This is a genomic window from Rhodoferax sp. RT5P35, assembly GCF_056521385.1.
The window spans coordinates 331,393-350,858 of sequence record NZ_JBWMAX010000002.1; the positions used below are offsets into that span (position 1 = coordinate 331,393).

General features: G+C 64.2%; 15 protein-coding genes. 13 read left to right on the top strand and 2 right to left on the bottom strand.

Features of this window, described 5'->3' with window-relative positions; all coding sequences use genetic code 11:
- Positions 1 to 72: 72 nt before the first annotated feature.
- From AC097L_RS03795 to AC097L_RS03820, 6 genes are all read left to right on the top strand, one after another.
- On the top strand, positions 73 to 2,313 hold the full coding sequence (locus AC097L_RS03795; protein WP_479584835.1) for an FUSC family protein: 2,241 nt from the start codon (positions 73 to 75) through the stop codon (positions 2,311 to 2,313).
- 69 nt (positions 2,314 to 2,382) lie between these two features.
- Positions 2,383 to 3,570: an MFS transporter gene (locus AC097L_RS03800; RefSeq protein WP_479584836.1), complete on the top strand. Its 1,188-nt coding sequence runs from the start codon at positions 2,383 to 2,385 to the stop codon at positions 3,568 to 3,570.
- 18 nt (positions 3,571 to 3,588) lie between these two features.
- Entirely contained in the window at positions 3,589 to 4,092 is a 504-nt protein-coding gene (locus AC097L_RS03805) for a hypothetical protein (protein WP_479584837.1), read from the top strand.
- Between the two features lie 436 nt (positions 4,093 to 4,528).
- Positions 4,529 to 6,628 (top strand): ATP-dependent helicase, encoded by a 2,100-nt coding sequence (locus AC097L_RS03810; protein WP_479584838.1) that lies wholly within the window; start codon positions 4,529 to 4,531, stop codon positions 6,626 to 6,628.
- On the top strand, positions 6,625 to 7,074 hold the full coding sequence (locus AC097L_RS03815; protein ID WP_479584839.1) for a hypothetical protein: 450 nt from the start codon (positions 6,625 to 6,627) through the stop codon (positions 7,072 to 7,074). Before AC097L_RS03810 ends, AC097L_RS03815 begins: the two co-directional genes overlap by 4 nt.
- The gene (locus tag AC097L_RS03820; RefSeq protein WP_479584840.1) at positions 7,071 to 8,252 is read left to right on the top strand and encodes a phospholipase A; all 1,182 of its coding nucleotides are present in this window, start codon (positions 7,071 to 7,073) and stop codon (positions 8,250 to 8,252) included. The genes AC097L_RS03815 and AC097L_RS03820 overlap by 4 nt, the downstream gene beginning before the upstream one ends.
- A 50-nt stretch (positions 8,253 to 8,302) precedes the next feature.
- Here the strand turns inward: AC097L_RS03820 and AC097L_RS03825 are convergent, their stop codons facing one another.
- The gene (locus tag AC097L_RS03825; RefSeq protein ID WP_479584841.1) at positions 8,303 to 9,847 is read right to left on the bottom strand and encodes a UxaA family hydrolase; all 1,545 of its coding nucleotides are present in this window, start codon (positions 9,845 to 9,847) and stop codon (positions 8,303 to 8,305) included.
- Between the two features lie 20 nt (positions 9,848 to 9,867).
- The gene (locus tag AC097L_RS03830) at positions 9,868 to 10,587 is read right to left on the bottom strand and encodes a FadR/GntR family transcriptional regulator (protein WP_479584842.1); all 720 of its coding nucleotides are present in this window, start codon (positions 10,585 to 10,587) and stop codon (positions 9,868 to 9,870) included.
- A 112-nt stretch (positions 10,588 to 10,699) separates the two neighbouring features.
- Here AC097L_RS03830 and AC097L_RS03835 point away from each other — a divergent pair, with 112 nt between their 5' ends.
- The 7 genes from AC097L_RS03835 (at position 10,700) to AC097L_RS03865 (ending at position 19,339) form a co-directional block, all read left to right on the top strand.
- Positions 10,700 to 11,434, top strand: coding sequence for an SDR family oxidoreductase (locus tag AC097L_RS03835; RefSeq protein WP_479584843.1), 735 nt, complete (start codon positions 10,700 to 10,702; stop codon positions 11,432 to 11,434).
- A gap of 192 nt (positions 11,435 to 11,626) precedes the next feature.
- A complete protein-coding gene (locus AC097L_RS03840) occupies positions 11,627 to 12,475 on the top strand; it encodes a fumarylacetoacetate hydrolase family protein (RefSeq protein ID WP_479584844.1) in 849 nt (282 codons plus the stop codon).
- 257 nt (positions 12,476 to 12,732) lie between these two features.
- Entirely contained in the window at positions 12,733 to 13,392 is a 660-nt protein-coding gene (locus AC097L_RS03845; RefSeq protein ID WP_479584845.1) for a TetR/AcrR family transcriptional regulator, read from the top strand.
- A gap of 42 nt (positions 13,393 to 13,434) precedes the next feature.
- Complete coding sequence (locus AC097L_RS03850; RefSeq protein WP_479584846.1) at positions 13,435 to 15,243, top strand: acyl-CoA dehydrogenase C-terminal domain-containing protein; 1,809 nt, start codon at positions 13,435 to 13,437, stop codon at positions 15,241 to 15,243.
- Positions 15,244 to 15,262: 19 nt separating this feature from the next.
- Complete coding sequence (locus AC097L_RS03855; protein WP_479584847.1) at positions 15,263 to 15,691, top strand: DUF2147 domain-containing protein; 429 nt, start codon at positions 15,263 to 15,265, stop codon at positions 15,689 to 15,691.
- Positions 15,692 to 15,706: 15 nt separating this feature from the next.
- Positions 15,707 to 18,121: a 3-hydroxyacyl-CoA dehydrogenase/enoyl-CoA hydratase family protein gene (locus AC097L_RS03860; protein WP_479584848.1), complete on the top strand. Its 2,415-nt coding sequence runs from the start codon at positions 15,707 to 15,709 to the stop codon at positions 18,119 to 18,121.
- A gap of 9 nt (positions 18,122 to 18,130) precedes the next feature.
- Positions 18,131 to 19,339: an acetyl-CoA C-acyltransferase gene (locus AC097L_RS03865; RefSeq protein WP_479584849.1), complete on the top strand. Its 1,209-nt coding sequence runs from the start codon at positions 18,131 to 18,133 to the stop codon at positions 19,337 to 19,339.
- The last annotated feature ends 127 nt before the right edge of the window (positions 19,340 to 19,466 follow it).

A 19,466-nucleotide genomic window follows, 5' to 3' on the forward strand; every position in this document is an offset into this window, starting at 1 on the left:
GTCCTTTAACTTGTACAAAAACTGGTGCAAGTATAAGTCTTTCACCCAAACTACTCTGCTAAATTGCCCTGCATGCGCCCCACCCTAGCCGACCGCCTCCTGGCCCACACCGACCGCTTCCTGCGCGTCGCCCTGAGCCAGTACGTCACCAACGGCCTTACCGTCACCCTGGGCCTGGTGGTGATCATGCTGCTGGTGTTCGAATCGGCCGGGCTGGCGGGGGCATCGAGTGCGGCGGTAGGAGTGCTGATCACCAGCCTGCCAGACGTGCCTGCGCCGCGCCGCCGCAAGTTCATGCAGATGCTGCCCGCGCCGCTGATAGGCACGCCGCTGTCGATGCTGGTGCAACTGGTGCGCGACGACACGCTGCTGCTGGGCGTGGTGATTGTGGCGGGCACGTTTTTGGCGGTGATGGTGATGGCCTGGGGCAAGCGCGGCGGGCCGATCACGTTTGCGCTGCTGTTTTCCATGCTGTTTTCGATGGCGGCCCCGCCCCCGGCTTCGCTGGAAATGATTGCGGTGCACGGCGGCTGGTTTGCGCTGGGGGCGGGGCTGTACCTGCTGTGGGGTGTGCTGACCACCCACTGGCTGAACAACCGCTTTCGCACCCAGTTGCTGGCTGAGTGCCTGCACAGCTTTGCGCAGATTTTGCGCACCCAGGCGCAGCGTTTTGCGCCGCATGCCGACCCGCAAACCCAATCCCAAATGCTGTTGGCCAAAATGCTGGAGCAGCAGGCCACTTTTGCCGACCACCTGCAAAGCACCCGCGACGTGGTGCTCGAATCGCCCACCACCCCGGCGCGCACCCGGCTGGCGGCCATGCTGCTGGGCCTGCTGGAGGCGCGCGACCACCAACTGGCCTGCGATCTGGACCTGGACACCTTGCTGCAGCACCCCGGCAGCAGCGCCACCCTGCCCGCGCTACAACACGTGCTCAACACCACCGCCCAGCAGCTAGAGGCGCTGAGCCTGTCGCTGTTGCTGGGGCGCGGCATGCAGGCGATTGCGCCGATCGCCAACCTGCGCAGTTCCCTGGCGGGCGTACTGCCGCTGCGGCCCGAGGCGCAAGCGGTGCCCGAGCCGCTGGCCGTGGGCACGCCCGATGCCAGCGCGCTGCTGCACAACATGGCCGACCGCATTGGCCACATCAACGACGAAGCCGTGCACCTGGCCGCGCTGGCGCGGGGCGATGCCAGCCCCGAGCTGGCGGCGGTGCGCACCCAGTGGCAGCTGTTTGTCAGCCCCACGCGCTGGGCCTGGGCACCGCTGCTGGGGCAGCTGGGCTGGCGCGCTCCCACCCTGCGCTACGCGCTGCGGGCCACGCTGGCGGTGGCGGCGGGCTACGTGGTGTCGCTGCACCTGCCCTGGGTGTCGCACAACTACTGGATATTGACCACCATCGTGGTGGTGATGCGCGGCAACCTGGCGCAAACGCTGCAGCGGCGCGACGCGCGGGTGGCGGGCACGCTGCTGGGCTGTGTGCTGGTGATGGCGCTGCTGGCCACCCACCCCGGCGCGCGCACGCTGTTTTTGGTGATTGCGCTCAGCATGGGGCTGGCCCACGCGTTTGCGCTGCGCCGCTACCTGTTCACCTGCATTTTTGCCACGCTGGCCGGGCTGTTGCAGGCCCACCTGTTGCTGGTGGGCGTGGCCCCCACGTTTGCGATTTTTGAGCGCCTGGGCGACACGCTGCTGGGCGCGGCCCTGGCCTGGCTGTTCAGCTACGTGCTGCCCGCCTGGGAGCGCAGCCAGTTGCCCGGCCTGGTGCGGCGCAGCCTGCAGGCACAGTTGCAGCACGCCAAGCTGGCGCTGGAGTTAGGCGAACCGGCGCAGGCGTCCGACCTGCCCTGGCGGCTGGCGCGGCGCGAGGCCTACGATAGCCTGTCGGCCCTGACCCTGGCCACCCAGCGCAGCCTGGCCGAACCCGACCAGGTGCGCCCGCCGCTGGCCCCGCTGGAGGCGGTGCAGGCGCGCAGCTACCAATTGCTGGCGCAGTTGACCGCCATCAAGTCGCTGCTGTTGCTGCGCCGCAGCCAACTCGACATGGCCGTGGCCACCCCGGCGTTGCAAGAGGCGGCGCAGCAAATCGCCCTGGAGCTGACCGCCGCGCCCCCCACAGAAGTGGCAGCCCCCGCCTGGCGAGAAGTCGAGGTCCCATCCATCGCCGCCCAGCCTTTCCAGCCCCGGCCTGATCCCACAGCGGTAGACGACCTGACCCCCTGGCTGCTGCGACGGCTGACCCTGGCCACGTCGATGGCGCGAGAATTGCAGCAGGCCGCCAGCCAGGCCCAGCAGCGCACAGCGAAGGCTTGATGCTATTGAATAGATAGCTGCTTGCGCTGGCTCTACCTGCACAAACGGCCTATTTCTTATAAATTTACCATGACCCAACCCACCAGCACCTTGCGGCAAATTCCCCGTGGCATCTGGGTGCTGGGGTTTGTGAGCCTGCTGATGGACATCTCGTCGGAGATGGTGCACAGCCTGCTGCCGCTCTTCATGGTGTCCACGCTGGGGGCCAGCGCCTTGTTGGTCGGCGTGGTCGAAGGTCTGGCTGAATCTACCGCACTGATCGTCAAAGTGTTCTCCGGCACGCTGAGCGACTACCTGGGCCGCCGCAAAGGCCTGGCGCTGCTGGGGTACGGCCTGGGCGCGCTGACCAAGCCGCTGTTTGCCATCGCGCCCGGCATGGGCATGGTGCTCACCGCCCGGCTGCTCGACCGGGTGGGCAAGGGCATCCGCGGCGCGCCGCGTGATGCGCTGGTGGCCGACATCGCGCCCGCCCACCTGCGCGGTGCCGCCTTTGGCCTGCGCCAGTCGCTGGACACGGTGGGTGCGTTCGTCGGGCCGCTGCTGGCGGTGGTGCTGATGCTGCTGTGGGCCAACGACTTCCGGGCGGTGTTCTGGGTGGCCGTGGTGCCGGGACTGCTGGCGGTGGTGCTGCTGTTTTTCGGCCTGCAAGAGCCGCCTATGGTGCCCGGTGCCCGGCGCAGCAACCCCATCACCCGGCACAACCTGCGCAGCCTGGGCCCGGCGTATTGGTGGGTGGTGGGCCTGGGCGCTGTGTTCACAATGGCGCGCTTCAGCGAGGCGTTTCTAGTGCTGCGGGCGCAGCAGGGCGGCATTCCCGTAGCCCTGGTGCCGCTGGTGATGGTGGCGATGAACATCGTCTACGCTGGTTCGGCCTACCCCTTTGGCAAGCTGTCGGACCGTATGGGCCACACAAAGCTGCTGGCGCTGGGCCTGGTGGTGCTGATCGCCGCCGACCTGGTGCTGGCACACAGCAGCCACTGGGGCGTGGTGCTGGCCGGGGTTACCCTGTGGGGCGTGCACATGGGCATCACCCAGGGCCTGCTAGCCACCATGGTGGCCGCCACCGCTCCACCCGCGCTGCGCGGCACCGCGTACGGCTTCTTCAACCTGGCCAGCGGCCTGGCGCTGCTGGCAGCCAGCGTGTTGGCCGGCCTGCTGTGGGACCAACTGGGCGCGTCGGCCACGTTCTATGCCGGGGCGGGCTTGTGTGGGCTGGCGCTGCTGGTCCTAAAATTCGCCCCCCATCCCTCCCACTGACTGACTGCATTGACCGCTTTGACCGATACCACCGACACCCCCGAAGATGCGCCGGAAGACAGCCCCAAAATCCAGGAACCCCGCCTGTGGACCGGCGACGGCTGGACGGCGCGGGTCATCAAGAACGAAGACGACGACGGCTGGGCCGTGGCGATGGTGAAAGACGGCGAGCCCGAGCCGGCGCTAGTTGGCCCCTGGACCATGGGCCGCGACAAAAAGAACCCCAAGCCGCTGGACCACAACGCCTTCAGCACCCTGGTCAAAACCGCCAACGAGTTCGTGCGCCGCCACGAGCAGCAACTCCACGCCACGCTGCACCAGAGCATCACCGTCACGGCTGAGGCAGGCCGCGTCACCGTCAACCTGGATATCGTGCCCGACGAAGACAACCCCTACGCCTTGCTGAGCGCGCAAGACGACGGCGGCGAGACCCTGGCCGAGGTCAAGGTGGCGGCAGGCTTCAAGCTGAACCGCAGCACGGCGGTGGCCTGGGCGGATGGCGGGTTTGCCAAGCCGCGGTAGCCCAGTGGGGTCAGATCACAATTGCGCACCCCATGGTGGCGGAGCAAGACCGGCGATAACCCGCATTTGTGCTCTGACCCCTCTGGGCGGTCCCCCGCGCCGCACCGCAAATCAACAGCCGCAATCTTTAATGCCGACCCTCCATGCATCTAGCGTCGAGCATGTTTTTGGGCTGCCTATCCGCCAATAGGGGTCAGAGCACACACGCGATTGAGCGGGTCTGCGGAATCTAATTTTCAGCGCGCGTGGATGATCTGACTCCTATTGGCTACCACCCGTACTGCCCTTTCCATCAAAAATATTAAATTGATAGCAGATTACGCATATTGAATATGCGCTAGGGTCACTTTTTACTCTTAAGAAATAGCCCCGATCTCCAATCCACCAGCCCCGCTCTGTATGATCCAACGCTTTGTCCAAAGCATCCCCCCACACCATGTCCGCCGGAATGAACCCCGCCCAGCAAGAAGCTGTGAACTACCTGCACGGCCCCTGCCTGGTGCTGGCGGGGGCGGGGTCGGGCAAGACACGGGTGATCACGCACAAGATTGGCCGACTGATCGAAACCGGCGTGCCGCCCAAGAGCATTGCCGCCATCACCTTTACCAACAAGGCGGCGATGGAAATGCGTGACCGGGCCAAGGCGCTGATCGGGCGCGAGGCCAAGGACGTGGTGATTTGCACCTTCCACGCCCTGGGTGTGCGCATGGTGCGCGAAGACGGCAAGCTGCTGGGCCTGAAGCCCCAGTTCAGCATTCTGGATGCCGACGACGTGACCGGTATTTTGAAAGACGCGGGCGGCAGCGTCGATGTGGCCACGGCCCGCACTTGGCAGTGGACCATCAGCAAGTGGAAGAACATGGGCCTGAACGCCGAGCAGGCCGCCGCCCAGGCCGCCGACGATAGCGAAGCCATCACCGCCCGCGTGATGGCGCTGTACGAAGAGCGCCTCACCGCCTACCAGAGCGTAGACTTTGACGACCTGATCAGCCTGCCGCTGCGCCTGCTGCGCGACCATGAAGAGGTGCGCAGCAAGTGGCAGCGCGTGCTGAACCACGTGCTGGTGGACGAATACCAAGACACCAACGCCACCCAGTACGAGGTGCTCAAATATTTGGTGGGCGAGCGGGCCCACTTCACCGCCGTGGGCGACGATGACCAGTCCATCTACGGCTGGCGCGGGGCCACGCTGGACAATCTGAAGAAGCTGCCCATCGACTTTCCGCAGCTCAAGGTGATCACGCTGGAGCAAAACTACCGCTCCACCAGCGCCATCTTGCGGGCGGCCAACAACGTGATTGGCCCGAATCCCAAGCTGTACCCCAAAACCCTGTTCAGCGAGCTGGGCGAAGGCGAGCCGGTGCGGGTGGTGGATGCCGACAACGAAGAGCACGAGGCCGAGCGTGCCGTGGCCCGCATCCAGAGCCTGCGTGCCGGTACGGCAGCGGTGGTGCAGGGGCCGCAGTACCAGGAATACCGCCACTTCGCCATCCTGTACCGCGCCAACCACCAGGCCAAACCGTTCGAGAAGGCGCTGCGCAAGGCGGCGATTCCGTACAAGGTGTCCGGCGGCACCGGCTTTTTTGACCGGGCCGAGATCAAGGACCTGTGCGCCTGGTTCCGTCTGTGGATCAATAGCGACGACGACCCGGCGTTTCTGCGCTGCATCACCACGCCCAAGCGCGGCATTGGCCACCAGACGCTGGGCAAGCTGGGCGAATTTGCCACGCAGTACAAGCTGAGTTTGTTTGAGTCGCTGTTCACGTCCTCGCTGGGGGCGCTGCTGACCGCCAAGGCGCTGGACGGCCTGCACGAGTTTGGCCGTTACGTGACTGACCTGGAATACCAGGCCCGGCGCACCGTGGGCGCAGAAGATTCCCTGGCCTTCATGCTGCAGTGGCTCAAAGACATCGACTACGAAAAGCACCTGTACGACGGTGAAGACAGCGAAAAAGTCGCCGCCGCCCGCTGGACCAATGTGCTGGAGTTCTGCGACTGGATGGCCGCCCGTGCCGGTGGCCAGACCGACGAAGATTCGGGCACCACCACCATGCGCGAGACCAAATCGCTACTGGAAGTGGCCCAGACCATCGCCCTGCTGTCCACCATCAACCAGCGCGAAAAGGATGCGGATGTGGTGACGCTCTCGACCCTGCACGCCTCCAAGGGCCTGGAGTGGCCGCACGTGATGCTGGCGGGCGTAACCGAGGGCATGCTGCCCTTCAAGCTGGACGACGACGAGGGCCGCCAGCAGGTGGTGGCCGATGACATCACCCAGCGCCTGCAGGAAGAGCGCCGCCTGATGTACGTGGGCATTACCCGCGCCCAGCGCAGCCTGGCCGTGAGCTGGACCAAAAAGAAGAAAAAAGGCCGTGAAACCGTGGCCGCCCAGCCCAGCCGCTTCATCAAGGAGATGGGGCTGGACCAGGCCACCATCAAAGAAGACCCGCGCGAAAAGCTGCGGGCGCTGCGCGCCGAGTTCGCCCAAAAATCGCAAGCCAACGCTGCCGCCGCCCTGGCAGCACAGAATCCATGACCTTCCGAATTACTACACTTTTTATAGCTGCTTGCGTAATCAGTACCTGCGCCAGCGGCCAAAACACCGCTAAAAATACACCTGCCGTCTGCCTGGCACCGGAAGCCCTGAGCGCCGTACACCTGTACGGCCTGTGGCGCGCCGAGATTGAGGGCGAGCCCGGCGGTGCCAGCGTGCGCTTTCAAAAAGACCCCGAGCAGGACAACAGCGTAGTGGGCAGCATCAACCGCGACGGTGCCAAGGCGAAACCAGCTTTGCTGGCAGGCGACGTGCAGCACGGCGACTTCCAGCTGGAAGAATCTGACGACGGCGTGCGCATCAGCGCCACCTGGAGCGGCCAGGTCGTAGACACATCATGTGGCAAGGAAATCAAAGGACTATGGACCAACGCACTCACCGACCAAACCCATCCCTTCGTGCTGCGCAAGCAAGGGGGCTGGCAATGAAGCCCGCCAGGCACTTTGCGCTGGGGACCGCCATGGCCGCTGCCATGGCCACCTTGTGCGGTGGCGCGCAGGCCCAGGTGGCCAGCGCCGCCGACACCGCTTCGGCCATTGCCAAGGCCACCACCTCTGCGCCCTGGTTGGCCTGCAGCCGCCTGACCGATGACAAGGCCGCCCGCCTGGCCTGTTACGACGAACTGGCCCAGCAGGTCACCGCCCCGGTGCCCACTGCCCCAGCCGCGTTGGCCACGGCGGCTGCTGCCCTGCCCGAGGTACCACCCCAACCCGTGGCCGTGGCCTTGGCCATTGCCGCCGACCAGGGCTGTAAAGACGCGCGTTATTCTGAAATGTCGCGGTTCTGGGAGCTGGAGTCGGGCAGCAACTGCGGTACTTTCGGCATCCGTGGCTACCGGCCCATCAGCCTGTCGGTAGTGACCGCCGACACCGTGAACGACCAACCCAGTTCCCCGGCGGCGGGCCATACGGCCACATCGGCCATCAATTACAGCCGCACCGAAGCCCGCATCCAGGTGTCGGTACGGACCAAGATTGCCCAGGGCATGCTGACCCAGGGCAGCCCGGGCCTGAGCGATTCTCTGTGGTTTGGCTACACCCAGCAGTCGTACTGGCAGCTGTTCAGCCCCGACCTGTCGCGCCCATTCCGCAGCACCGACCACGAGCCGGAAGTGGTCTACGTCTACCCCAGCACCCTGGCCCTGCCGTTTGACTGGAAGCTGCGCTACACCGGCGTGGGCCTGGTGCACCAGTCCAACGGCCAGAGCCTGCCCTTGTCGCGCAGCTGGAACCGTGTCTACCTGATGGCCGGGTTCGAGCAATCCAACCAGTGGCGGGTGCAGGCCCGCGCCTGGCAGCGCATCCACGAGAGCAACGGCGCCGACGACAACCCCGACATCACCGACTACATCGGCCACGGCGAAGTGCTGGCCTCGTGGAACGTCAACCCCGACAACACCCTGGTGGCTACGGTGCGCAATTCCTTGAAGGTGAACAGCCGCGGCTCGGTGCGCCTGGAGTGGCTGAAAGCCCTGACCGGCAACGACAACAAAAAGAGTGCCTTGCGTCTGCACACCCAGTTGTTTAGCGGCTACGGCGACAGCCTGATCGACTACAACCGCCGCCGCACCGTGCTGAGCGTCGGTCTGAGCCTGGTGGATTTTTAAAAGCTGGCGTTGCGCCTCCTAATCTCGGTTAAAAACCGAGAAGAGGGGGTCTACATCACCGCGCCGACTTGCCAGGGCACGAACTCGTTCTGGCCGTAGCCGTGGCGCTCGCTCTTGCTTTGTGTGCCGGAGGCGGTGGCCAAAATCAGCGCAAAAATCCGCTCGCCCATGGCCTGCACCGTGCTGCTGCCGTCGATGATCTCGCCGCAGTTGATGTCCATGTCTTCCTCTTGCTTCTTCCACAGCGCGGTGTTGGTCGCCAGCTTCAGCGACGGCGTGGGCGCGCAGCCGTAGGCGCTGCCCCGGCCGGTGGTGAAGCAGATCAGATTCGCCCCACCCGCGACCTGGCCGGTGGCGCTGACCGGGTCGTAGCCGGGGGTGTCCATGAACACAAAGCCGTGCGCCGTCACCGGCTCGGCGTACTCGAACACGCCTTCCAGGTTGGTGGTGCCGCCCTTGGCCACCGCACCGAGTGACTTTTCCAGGATGGTGGTCAGGCCACCGGCCTTGTTGCCGGGGGAGGGGTTGTTGTTCATCTCGCCGCCGTTGATCTCGGTGTAGTGCTCCCACCAGTGGATGCGGCTGATCAGCTTTTCGGCAATCGCGGGGGCTACGGCGCGGCGCGTCAGCAGGTGCTCGGCCCCGTAAACCTCGGGCGTTTCGCTGAGGATGGCGGTGCCGCCATGGGCCACCAGCAAATCCACCGCCGCACCCAGGGCCGGATTGGCGCTGATGCCCGAGTAGCCATCCGACCCACCGCACTGCAGGCCGATGGTGATGTGCGACGCGCTACAGGGCTCGCGGGTGACGGCGTTGGCGCTGGCCAGCATGCCGGTGACCAGGGCAATGCCTTTGTCCACCGACTGGCGGGTGCCGCCGGTGTCCTGGATGTTGAAGGTGCGCAGGGTATCGCCCTCGCGCAGGCTGCTGTGGGCCAGCCAGGCGCTGATCTGGTTGGCCTCACAGCCCAGGCCCACGACGACCACCGCGCCGAAGTTGGCGTGGCGTGCGTAGCCCGCCAGGGTGCGCTCCAGCAGCTGCAGGCCCAGGCCTTCGCCGTCCATGCCGCAGCCGGTGCCATGGGTCAGGGCCACCACGCCGTCGATGTGCGGATAGTCGGCCAGTGCCGCCGGGTTGGTCTGGCGCGAAAAGTGCGCGGCAATGGCGCGGGCTACGGTGGCCGAGCAATTGACGCTGCTCAGGATGCCGATGTAGTTGCGCGTGGCGACCCGCCCATCGGCGCGGCGTATGCCCATGAACGTGGCCTCTTGGCGGGGTGCAGCGGGTTTCACATCGGCACCAAAGGCGTAGTCGCGGGCACCAACACCCGAGTTCGCACCCTTGTCGGGTCCCATGTCCAGGTTGTGGGTGTGCACATGCTCGCCGGGGCCAATGGCGCGGCTGGCGAAGCCGATCACCTGGTTGTAGCGCCGCACCGGCGCGCCTGCTGCAATGGCATGGGTGGCGATTTTGTGGCCAGGCGGCACCATGCCTTTGACGGCGATGCCCTCCACGGAGGCACCGCTGAGCAGCTGGCTGCGGGCAATGAGTACGTCGTCGGCGGGGTGGAGGCGGATGAAGGGGGCGGTGGTCATAGGGGGGTATTTTGTTTGGGTTAAGCCGGATTGGCGTTTTGCCAACTGGCGTTGAGCCGGTGGTGGGATTTGTCCATGTGGGCGTGCATGGCGGCACGGGCGGCGGCCGGGTCTTGGGCGCGGATGGCGGCCAGGATGGCCTGGTGCTCTTTCAATGCGGTGCGCCAGGAGCGCGGGGTCTCAAAGTAGCCGCCTAGCCGGGTAAACAGGTGGCCGCGCCGCGCATCCCAATAGCTGTGCACGGTTTCAATCAGCACCGTGTTGCCGCAGGCTTGCACGATGGCCGAGTGGAAGGCCCTGTCGCCCTCCAGCGGGGGCTGGCCCAGGGCGGCCTCTTCGCGCATGGTCTGCAGGGCCTGGTCCATGGCAGCCAGGTGCGCGGGCAGGGCCAGGGTGGCTGCCAGGGCGGCGGTTTCGCCCTCCACCACGCGGCGCGCGCGGATCAGCTCCAGCGGCCCCCATTCGGTGGCGGCCACCGGCGTGCCCTTGCTGCCCTGGCCACTCTGGTTGCGCTCCAGCACGTAGATGCCCGAGCCGGTGCGCACCTCGACCCAGCCTTCCACTTCCAGCGCAATCAGCGCCTCGCGCACCGACGGGCGGCTCACGCCCAGCAGCACGGCCAGCTCGCGCTCGGCCGGCAGGCGGTGTCCCACGGCGTATTCGCCCGACAGCATGCCGGCACGCAGTTGGTCGGCAATCTGGCGGTACAGGCGCTGGGGTTCCAGGGGTTGCAGGGGCATGGGTTGAAAGTTTAAGGGTTAGCCTTAATTGGTAAAGTGGTAAGGCCAATTCATAATCTCACAGATTGTCCCACCGCCCATCGGGCAAAACCCCACTTTTTGGAGCTGAAGCATGCGACTTTCAGGAAAAACCGCGCTGGTCACCGCCGCCGGGCAAGGCATTGGCCAGGCGGCCGTGCTGGCCATGGCGGCCGAGGGTGCCCAGGTGTGGGCCACCGACGTGAACCCGACGCTGCTGGCCAGCTACGAGGGCGTGGCCAACGTGACCGCGCTGCCGCTGGACGTGCGCGACCAGGCCGCCATCCAGGCACTGGTGGCCCGCATGCCACGCATCGACGTGCTGTTCAACTGCGCGGGCGTGGTGCACAACGGCACGGTGCTGGAAGTACAAAACAGCGAGTTGGAGTTTGCCTTTTTGCTCAATGTGCAGGCGCAGATGTGGGCCATCCAGGCCGCGCTGCCGCGCATGCTGGCGCAGGGCGCCGGCAGCATCATCAACATGGCCAGCGTGTGCAGCAGCATCAAGGGACTGCCCAACCGCTGTGTGTACGGCACCACCAAGGCGGCCGTGATTGGTCTGACCAAGAGTGTGGCCGCCGATTACGTGGCCCAGGGCATACGCTGCAACGCCATCGCCCCCGGCACGGTGGACACGCCCTCGCTGGCCGACCGCATCAACGCCAACGCCGACCCCGTGGCCGCCCGCAAGGCCTTCATTGCCCGCCAACCGATGGGGCGGCTGGCGCAGGCCCACGAGATCGTGCCCATCGTGGTATTTTTGGCCAGCGATGAATCCATATTTGCCACCGGGCAGACGTACTCCGTCGATGGCGGCATGACTATTTAATGGCACACCCCCAGGCTGCAGTGCTACGCATCTTTCGCCAACCCCCCTCGCATCGGTTTGCCAAAACCGATGCGACACGCAGGGGGCAACACCAGCAGCCTGGCAAAGCCAGTTCTGCGGTGTTCCTGGGGGGCGTGCGTTCTGGCTGAAACAGGGGTGGTGATTTTTCTTATTTTTCAACGGAAATAAACTATGAAACTCGTTCGTTATGGCAAGCCCGGCAAAGAAAAGCCCGGTCTGATTGATGCCGAAGGCAAGCTGCGTGACCTCAGCAAAGAGCTTAAAGATATTGGGCCAGAACAACTCGGCGATGCCGCGCTGGCGAAGATCGCCAAGCTCAATACCGCCAAGCTGCCGCTGGTCAAAGGCAAGCCGCGCATGGGCAGCCCGGTGGCCCGCGTGGGCAAGTTCATCGCCATCGGCCTGAACTACGCCGACCACGCCGCCGAATCCGGCCTGCCGATCCCTGCTGAGCCGGTGGTGTTCATGAAGGCCACCAGCTGCATCCAGGGACCCAATGACCCCATCATGCTGCCCAAGGGCTCGAAAAAGACCGACTGGGAGGTGGAGCTGGGCGTGGTCATTGGCACCCAGGCGCGCTACGTGTCGCAAAAAGACGCCCTCAACTTTGTGGCGGGCTACTGCACCATCAACGACATCAGCGAGCGCGAATACCAACTGGAGCGCGGCGGCACATGGGACAAGGGCAAAGGCTGCGATACTTTCGGCCCGCTCGGCCCCTGGCTGGTGACGCGCGACGAAGTGCCGAATCCGCAAAAACTCGGCATGTGGCTGGACGTGAACGGCCAGCGCGTGCAGACCGGCAACACCAAAACCATGGTCTTCACCGTGGCCAAGATCGTCAGCTACGTCAGCCAGTTCATGACCCTGATGCCCGGCGACGTGATCACCACTGGCACCCCCCCCGGCGTGGGCCTGGGCATGAAGCCGCCCAAGTTCCTGAAGAAGGGCGACACCATGGCCCTGGGGATCGACGGCCTGGGCGAGCAGCACCAGGAAGTGGTGGCATTCAAGCTGTAGCGGCCTAGCGTGGGTTTTATGCTTTTTAGGCCGCTAGCGCATGTATAGTCTACGCTAGTAGCTATTAAATACATAGCATTTGATGTTTGCACCCTAAAAAAGACCGCTGCTTCGCTGCGGTCTTTTTCGTTACCGGGCCATGGGTTTACCCTGTCGCTCAGGCGCAAAAAATGCGTTCCCATCGGTAGACTTTTGAAACCAAGTCTGGTTAAATTCTGAAAAATAGCACGATCGTTCGTATTTTTCAATTTAAACCCATGGCCCTCACCGAACATCCTGCCAAAGTCGCCCGCGATGCCCCCCTGGATGGCCGCGCTTTGCTCAAGGGCCGCCAGACCAAGGCCTCGATCATCGAGGCCGCTTTAGGTCTGGCCAGCCACATCGGGCTCGAAGGCCTGAGCATCGGCGCGCTGGCCGACGTCACGCAGATGAGCAAGTCTGGCGTGTTTGCCCATTTCGGCTCGCGCGAAGAGCTGCAGATCTCCGTCATCCGCGAGTACTACCGCCAGTTCGAGGCCGAGGTGTTCTACCCCGCCATGCAGGCCCGGCGCGGCTTGCCGCGGCTGCAGGCGCTGTTTGCCAATTGGATGCAGCGCGTGGCCATCGAGCTGCAATCGGGCTGCATTTTCATCAGCGGCGCGGTCGAGTTTGACGACCGGCCTGGCCCGGTGCGGGATGCGCTGGCCAACTCGGTGCAGGCCTGGCTGTCGGCCTTTTGCCGCGCCGTGGTGCAGGCCAAAGAGGTCGGCGACCTGCGCGCCGATGCCGACGAGCGCCAAGTCGCCTTTGAGATACACGGTTTGATTTTGTCGTTGCACTATGAGCACCGTTTTTTGAAGAATCCCGGTGCGGTAGACCGTGCCAATACCGGTTTTTTCCACCTCCTGGCGCGCTACGGACAGCCTCCTGCGCCATAAAGCCCTCTGAAATCAACCTTTTAAAAATTCCAAGGAGCCACCATGCCAAACTACACCCCTCCGCTGCGCGACATGCAATTTGTGATGCACGAAGTGCTCAAGGTCACCGACGACCTCAAGCTGATGCCGCAGCACGCGGACACCGATGCCGACACCATCAGCGCCATCCTGGAAGAGGGCGGCAAGTTCGCCTCCGAAGTGGCTTTTCCGTTGAACATCAGCGGTGATGCCGAAGGTTGCACGCTGGACAAGACCACCCACGAAGTCACCGCCCCCAAGGGCTTCAAGGAGGCCTACGCCCAGTACGTGCAAGGCGGCTGGGCGGCGTTGAGCTGCGACCCGGCCTACGGCGGCCAGGGCCTGCCGTTTGTGGTCAACCAGTGCTTCTACGAAATGCTGAACTCGGCCAACCAGGCCTGGACCATGTACCCCGGCCTGTCGCACGGTGCCTACGAGGCCCTGCACGCCCATGGCACCGACGCGCAAAAAGCCCTGTACCTGCCCCGCCTTACCAGCGGCGAATGGACCGGCAGCATGTGCCTGACCGAGCCGCACTGCGGCACCGATCTGGGCCTGCTGCGCACCAAGGCTGAACCTATCGTTGACGGTTCTGCGGATGGCACGTATGCATTGACCGGCAACAAGATCTTCATCAGCGCCGGTGAGCACGACCTGGCCGCCAACATCGTCCACCTGGTGTTGGCCCGCCTGCCGGACGCACCTGTGGGCAGCAAGGGCATCAGCCTGTTTGCGGTGCCCAAATTCCATGCGGCTGCCGATGGCACGCTGGGCAAGCGCAACGGTATCTACTGTGGCGGTCTGGAGCACAAGATGGGCATCCACGGCAACTCCACCTGCCAGATGGTGCTGGACGGTGCGATCGGCACCATCGTGGGCCAGCCCAACAAGGGTTTGGCGGCCATGTTTGTGATGATGAATGCCGCCCGCCTGGGCGTGGGCAACCAGTCGCTGGGCCTGACCGAAGTGGCCTACCAAAATGCCCTGGCCTACGCCAAAGACCGCATCCAGATGCGTTCGCTGTCCGGCACCAAGGCCAAGGACAAACCGGCCGATCCCATCATCGTGCACCCCGATGTGCGCAAGATGCTGCTTACCGCCAAGGCCTACGCCGAAGGCGGCCGCGCCCTGGGCATCTTCTGCGGCGTGCTGCTGGACAAAGAGCACAGCCATCCCGATGAGAAGGTGCGTGCCGATGCCGGTGAGATGCTGGCCCTGCTGACACCCATCGTCAAAGCCTTCCTCACCGACAACGGCCACATCGCCACCAATGCCTGCATGCAGGTCTTCGGCGGCCACGGCTTCATCAAGGAATGGGGCATGGAGCAGTACGTGCGCGACAACCGCATCAACATGATTTACGAAGGCACCAACACCATCCAGAGCCTGGACCTGCTGGGCCGCAAGGTGCTGGGCAACAACGGTGCCACGCTCAAAAAGTTTGGCCGCCTGGTGGCTGCGCTGGTGGAAGAAGAAGGCGTGAACGAGAAGATGGGTGAGTTCATCACCCCCATCGCCATCCTGGGCGACCAGGTTACCAAGCTCACCACCGAAGTCGGTTTCAAGGGCTTTCAGAATGCCGACGAAGTGGGCGCGGCTGCTGTGGACTACCTGCGCGTGGCCGGGCACCTGGTGTTTGGCTACTTCTGGGCCCGCATGGCCCAGGTGGCTCTGCGCGAGATCGCCGCCGGTAACAACGATCCGTTCTACCTGGCCAAAGTACAAACCGCGCGCTTCTACTTCGCCAAACTGTTCCCTGAAACCGCGACGCTGATGCGCACCATCCGCAGCGGCAGCAAGTCCCTCATGGACACCGACGCGGCTCTTGCCTAAAGCCCACCCTGGAGACAAAATGAAAAAAATAATAGCACTTACTGTAGGACTGGTCTGCGCTGGCGGCGTATTTGCCCAAATGACACCCGAGGGTCTGTGGCGCAATATCGACGACAAGACCGGCCAGCCCAAGGCCGAAATCCGCATCACCGCCAGCGGTAGCGTGCTCAGTGGCGTGATCGAAAAGTCGTTGGTCACCAACGGTGAGCCCAACTGCGGCCAGTGCACCGACGACCGCAAGGACAAGCCCAAGGTCGGCATGGAAATCATCCGTGGTGCCAAGAAGGCCGAGGGCAAGGACGTGTGGGAAGACGGCAAGATCCTCGACCCCGACAACGGCAAGAACTACACCCTGCGTATGGAGCCGCTGGAAGACGGCAAAAAACTCCAGGTGCGCGGCTATATCGGCCCCTTCTACCGCACCCAAATCTGGCAACGTATTCAGTAAATTCGAAAGACGCTTATGTCCCGATTCCCGATCAAAAAAGTCGCCGTCCTCGGCGCAGGCGTGATGGGCGCGCAGATTGCTGCGCACCTGGTCAACGTCAAAGTGCAGGTCGTGCTGTTCGACCTGAAGGCCAAAGAGGGCCTGGCCAACGGCATCACCGCCAAGGCTATCGCCAACCTGAAGAAGCTCAAGCCCGCGCCGCTGGGCGTGGCCGAAGATGCCGACCTGATCCAGCAGGCGAATTACGACGACCACCTGGACCAGCTGAAAGACTGCGACCTCATCATTGAGGCCATCGCCGAGCGCATGGATTGGAAGCTCGATCTGTACAAGAAGATTGCGCCCTTCGTCGCCCCGCATGCGCTGGTGGCTTCCAACACCTCGGGCCTGTCGATCACCAAGCTCAGCGAAGCCTTGCCCGAGGAGATCAAGCCGCGCTTTTGCGGCATCCACTTCTTCAACCCGCCGCGCTACATGTACCTGGTGGAGTTGATCAACACGCCCACCACCCAGCCGGAAGCGCTGGACCAGCTCGAAGCCTTCGTCACCACCAGCCTGGGCAAGGGCGTGGTGCGGGCCAAGGACACGCCCAACTTCATCGCCAACCGGGTGGGTATCGCGGGCATGCTAGGCATCATCGGCGAGACCAGCAAGTTCGGCCTGACCTATGACGTGGTGGACGATCTGACTGGCAAGCGCCTGGGCCGTGCCAGCTCGGGCACCTTCCGCACTGCCGACGTGGTGGGCCTGGACACGATGGCCCACGTGGTCAAGACGCTGCAAGACAACCTGAGTTTAGAGACCGACCCCTTCTACGGCAGCTACGGCACGCCGCCGGTGCTGGCCCAACTGCTGGACATGAAGAACCTGGGCCAGAAAACCAAGGCGGGCTTCTTCAAGAAGGTGGGTCGTGATGTGCTGCGCTTCGACGCGGCCAGCGCGACCTATGTGCCCGGTGGCGAAAAGGCCGACGAGGTCTATGGCCGCATGCTGAAAAGGCCCGCTGCCGAGCGCCTGGCCCTGCTGCGTAGCAGCGAAGGCCCCCAGGGGCAATTCCTGTGGGCGATTTTGCGCAACAGCTTCCACTACGCTGCTGTGCACCTGCAGACGATTGCCGACACCGCCCGCGATGTCGATCTGGCGATGCGCTGGGGCTTCGGCATGCAGCAAGGACCGTTCGAGCTGTGGCAAGAAGCCGGCTGGCTCACCGTGGCGAACTGGATCAATGAAGACATTGCCGTAGGCAAGGCCCTGAGCAATGCACCTTTGCCCGACTGGGTGTTCAAAGGCCCGGTGGCCGAGGCGGGCGGAGTCCACACCGCCGAAGGTTCGTGGAACCCGTCTACTTCAAAATTTGTAGCACGCCATGCACTACCTGTTTACGCCAGGCAGCTATTCCCTGAAAAAATCTCCGGCCACACCCAGGGCCTGGGCTTAGGCGGCGGTTTTGAGACGGCAGGCAAAACCTTGCATGAAGACAAGGCCATACGCCTGTGGACGCTGGATGACCAGATCGTCATCGCCAGCATCAAAACCAAGATGCACGCCATCAGCCCCGAAGTGTCGGAGGGTCTGGCCCGGGCGGTCGATCTGGCCGAGAAGGACTACGCTGGTGTGGTCATCTGGTCGGGTGACGAGCCCTTCAGCGCCGGTGCCGATCTGCAGGCCATGTTGCCCGGCTTCATGATGGGCGGCGCGGGTGCCATCAACAAGATGGAAAAAGCGCTGCAAAACGTGATGCTGAAAATCCGTTACGCCAATGTGCCGGTGGTCTCTGCCATCCGCGGCTTGGCGCTGGGCGGTGGTTGCGAGTTGGCGGTGTACTCCGCCCGCCGCGTGGTGGCGATGGAGAGCTATATCGGACTGGTGGAAGTCGGTGTGGGCCTGGTGCCCGGCGCGGGCGGCCTGACCTACATCGCCCGTCGGGCGGCTGAGAATGCCGCCCTGTCGGTGCACAAAGACCTGCTGCCCTTCCTGACCGAAGGTTTTACCGCTGCTGCGATGGCCAAGGTGGGCACCAGCGCACTGGAGTCGCGCAAGCTGGGCTATCTGCTGGAGTCTGATGTCATCGTGCCCAACAAGGACGAGCTGCTGTTTGTCGCGCTGAACGAGGCCAAGGCCATGGCCTCCAGCGGTTACCGCGCCCCGCACAAACGCCAGTTTCTGGTGGCAGGCCGCAATGGCAAAGCCACCATCCAGGGCCAGCTCGTCAACATGCGCGACGGCGGCTTCATCAGCCAGCACGACTTCCACATCGCCAGCCTGATCGCCGGTGTGGTGACCGGCGGCGACGTTGACAACGGCACCCTGGTCACCGAGGAATACCTCATGACCCTGGAGCGCAAAGCCTTCTGCAGCCTGCTGGAGAACGCCAAAACGCAGGAACGCATCATGGGCATGCTGTCCACCGGCAAGCCCGTGCGCAACTAAGGAACGAATATGAGCAAGCAAATCCAAGACGCCTACATCGTCGCCGCCACCCGCACGCCTATTGGCCGTTCGCACAAGGGGTATCTGCGCAACACCCGGCCTGACGAGCTGCTGGCCACCACGTTGCGTGCGGCGTTGGCCCAGGTACCCGGCCTCGACCCCGCCACCATCGAAGACGTGATCTGCGGCTGCGCGATCCCCGAAGCCCAGCAGGGCCTGAACGTGGCGCGCATCGGCGCGGTGCTGGCCGGCCTGCCGAATTCGGTGGGCGGCATCACTGTCAACCGCTTCTGCGCCTCGGGCATCAGCGCGGTGCAGATGGCCGCCGACCGCATCCGCGTGGGCGAGGCCGATGTGATGATCGCCGCCGGGGTGGAGAGCATGAGCATGGTGCCGATGATGGGCAACGGCCCCAGCCTGTCGCCCAACATCTTCAGCAACACCGACGACGTGGACAACTACGGCATCGCCTACGGCATGGGCCTGACCGCCGAGAAGGTGGCGCAGCAGTGGAAGATCAGCCGCAGCGCGCAAGACGAGTTTGCCTACGCTTCGCACATGAAGGCGTTGGCGGCCATGAAGGCGGGTTATTTCAACGACGAGATCACCCCGATCACGGTGGATGACCGCAGCGTCGATCTGGCCACTGGCAAGGTCCGTATCGACCAGCGCACCGTCAGCCTGGACGAAGGCGTACGCCCGGAAACCACGGTGGAAGGACTCGGCAAGTTGAAGACGGTTTTCTCGGCACGTGGCTCGGTCACGGCAGGCAACAGCTCGCAAACCTCGGACGGCGCAGGCGCGCTGATCCTGGCCAGCGAGTCGGCAGTGAAGCGCTTCGGCCTGACCCCGCTGGCGCGCTTTGTCAGCTTCGCCAGCAAGGGCGTGCCGCCGCACATCATGGGCATCGGCCCGATCGAGGCGATTCCCGCTGCGCTGCGCTATGCCGGTTTAAAGCACCAGGATATCGACTGGTTCGAGCTGAACGAAGCCTTCGCCGCCCAGTCGCTGGCCGTCATGAACACCCTCGGCCTGGACCCATCGAAGGTGAACCCCATGGGCGGCGCGATTGCCCTGGGCCACCCGCTGGGTGCCACCGGTGCCATCCGCGCCGCCACCGTCATCCACGCTCTGCGCCGCAACAACCTGAAGTACGGCATGGTGACAATGTGCGTGGGCATGGGCCAGGGTGCGGCTGGAATCTTTGAGCGCGTTTAAATAGGCACACCCCCAGGCTGCAGAGCTTCGCTTCTTTCGCCAACTCCCTTGCAGGGGGCGAACCCAGTGGCCTGGCGGAGCCAGTTCCACGGGTTCTTTGGAAGGGGTGTCTCGCCGCTAGTTTTTA

Coding starts and splice junctions, on each gene's coding strand:
- AC097L_RS03795 (WP_479584835.1), top strand. CDS start 73: ATGCGCCCCACCCTAGCCGACCGCCTCCTGGCCCACACCGACCGCTTC.
- AC097L_RS03800 (WP_479584836.1), top strand. CDS start 2,383: ATGACCCAACCCACCAGCACCTTGCGGCAAATTCCCCGTGGCATCTGG.
- AC097L_RS03810 (WP_479584838.1), top strand. CDS start 4,529: ATGTCCGCCGGAATGAACCCCGCCCAGCAAGAAGCTGTGAACTACCTG.
- AC097L_RS03815 (WP_479584839.1), top strand. CDS start 6,625: ATGACCTTCCGAATTACTACACTTTTTATAGCTGCTTGCGTAATCAGT.
- AC097L_RS03820 (WP_479584840.1), top strand. CDS start 7,071: ATGAAGCCCGCCAGGCACTTTGCGCTGGGGACCGCCATGGCCGCTGCC.
- AC097L_RS03825 (WP_479584841.1), bottom strand. CDS start 9,847: ATGACCACCGCCCCCTTCATCCGCCTCCACCCCGCCGACGACGTACTC.
- AC097L_RS03830 (WP_479584842.1), bottom strand. CDS start 10,587: ATGCCCCTGCAACCCCTGGAACCCCAGCGCCTGTACCGCCAGATTGCC.
- AC097L_RS03835 (WP_479584843.1), top strand. CDS start 10,700: ATGCGACTTTCAGGAAAAACCGCGCTGGTCACCGCCGCCGGGCAAGGC.
- AC097L_RS03840 (WP_479584844.1), top strand. CDS start 11,627: ATGAAACTCGTTCGTTATGGCAAGCCCGGCAAAGAAAAGCCCGGTCTG.
- AC097L_RS03845 (WP_479584845.1), top strand. CDS start 12,733: ATGGCCCTCACCGAACATCCTGCCAAAGTCGCCCGCGATGCCCCCCTG.
- AC097L_RS03850 (WP_479584846.1), top strand. CDS start 13,435: ATGCCAAACTACACCCCTCCGCTGCGCGACATGCAATTTGTGATGCAC.
- AC097L_RS03855 (WP_479584847.1), top strand. CDS start 15,263: ATGAAAAAAATAATAGCACTTACTGTAGGACTGGTCTGCGCTGGCGGC.
- AC097L_RS03860 (WP_479584848.1), top strand. CDS start 15,707: ATGTCCCGATTCCCGATCAAAAAAGTCGCCGTCCTCGGCGCAGGCGTG.
- AC097L_RS03865 (WP_479584849.1), top strand. CDS start 18,131: ATGAGCAAGCAAATCCAAGACGCCTACATCGTCGCCGCCACCCGCACG.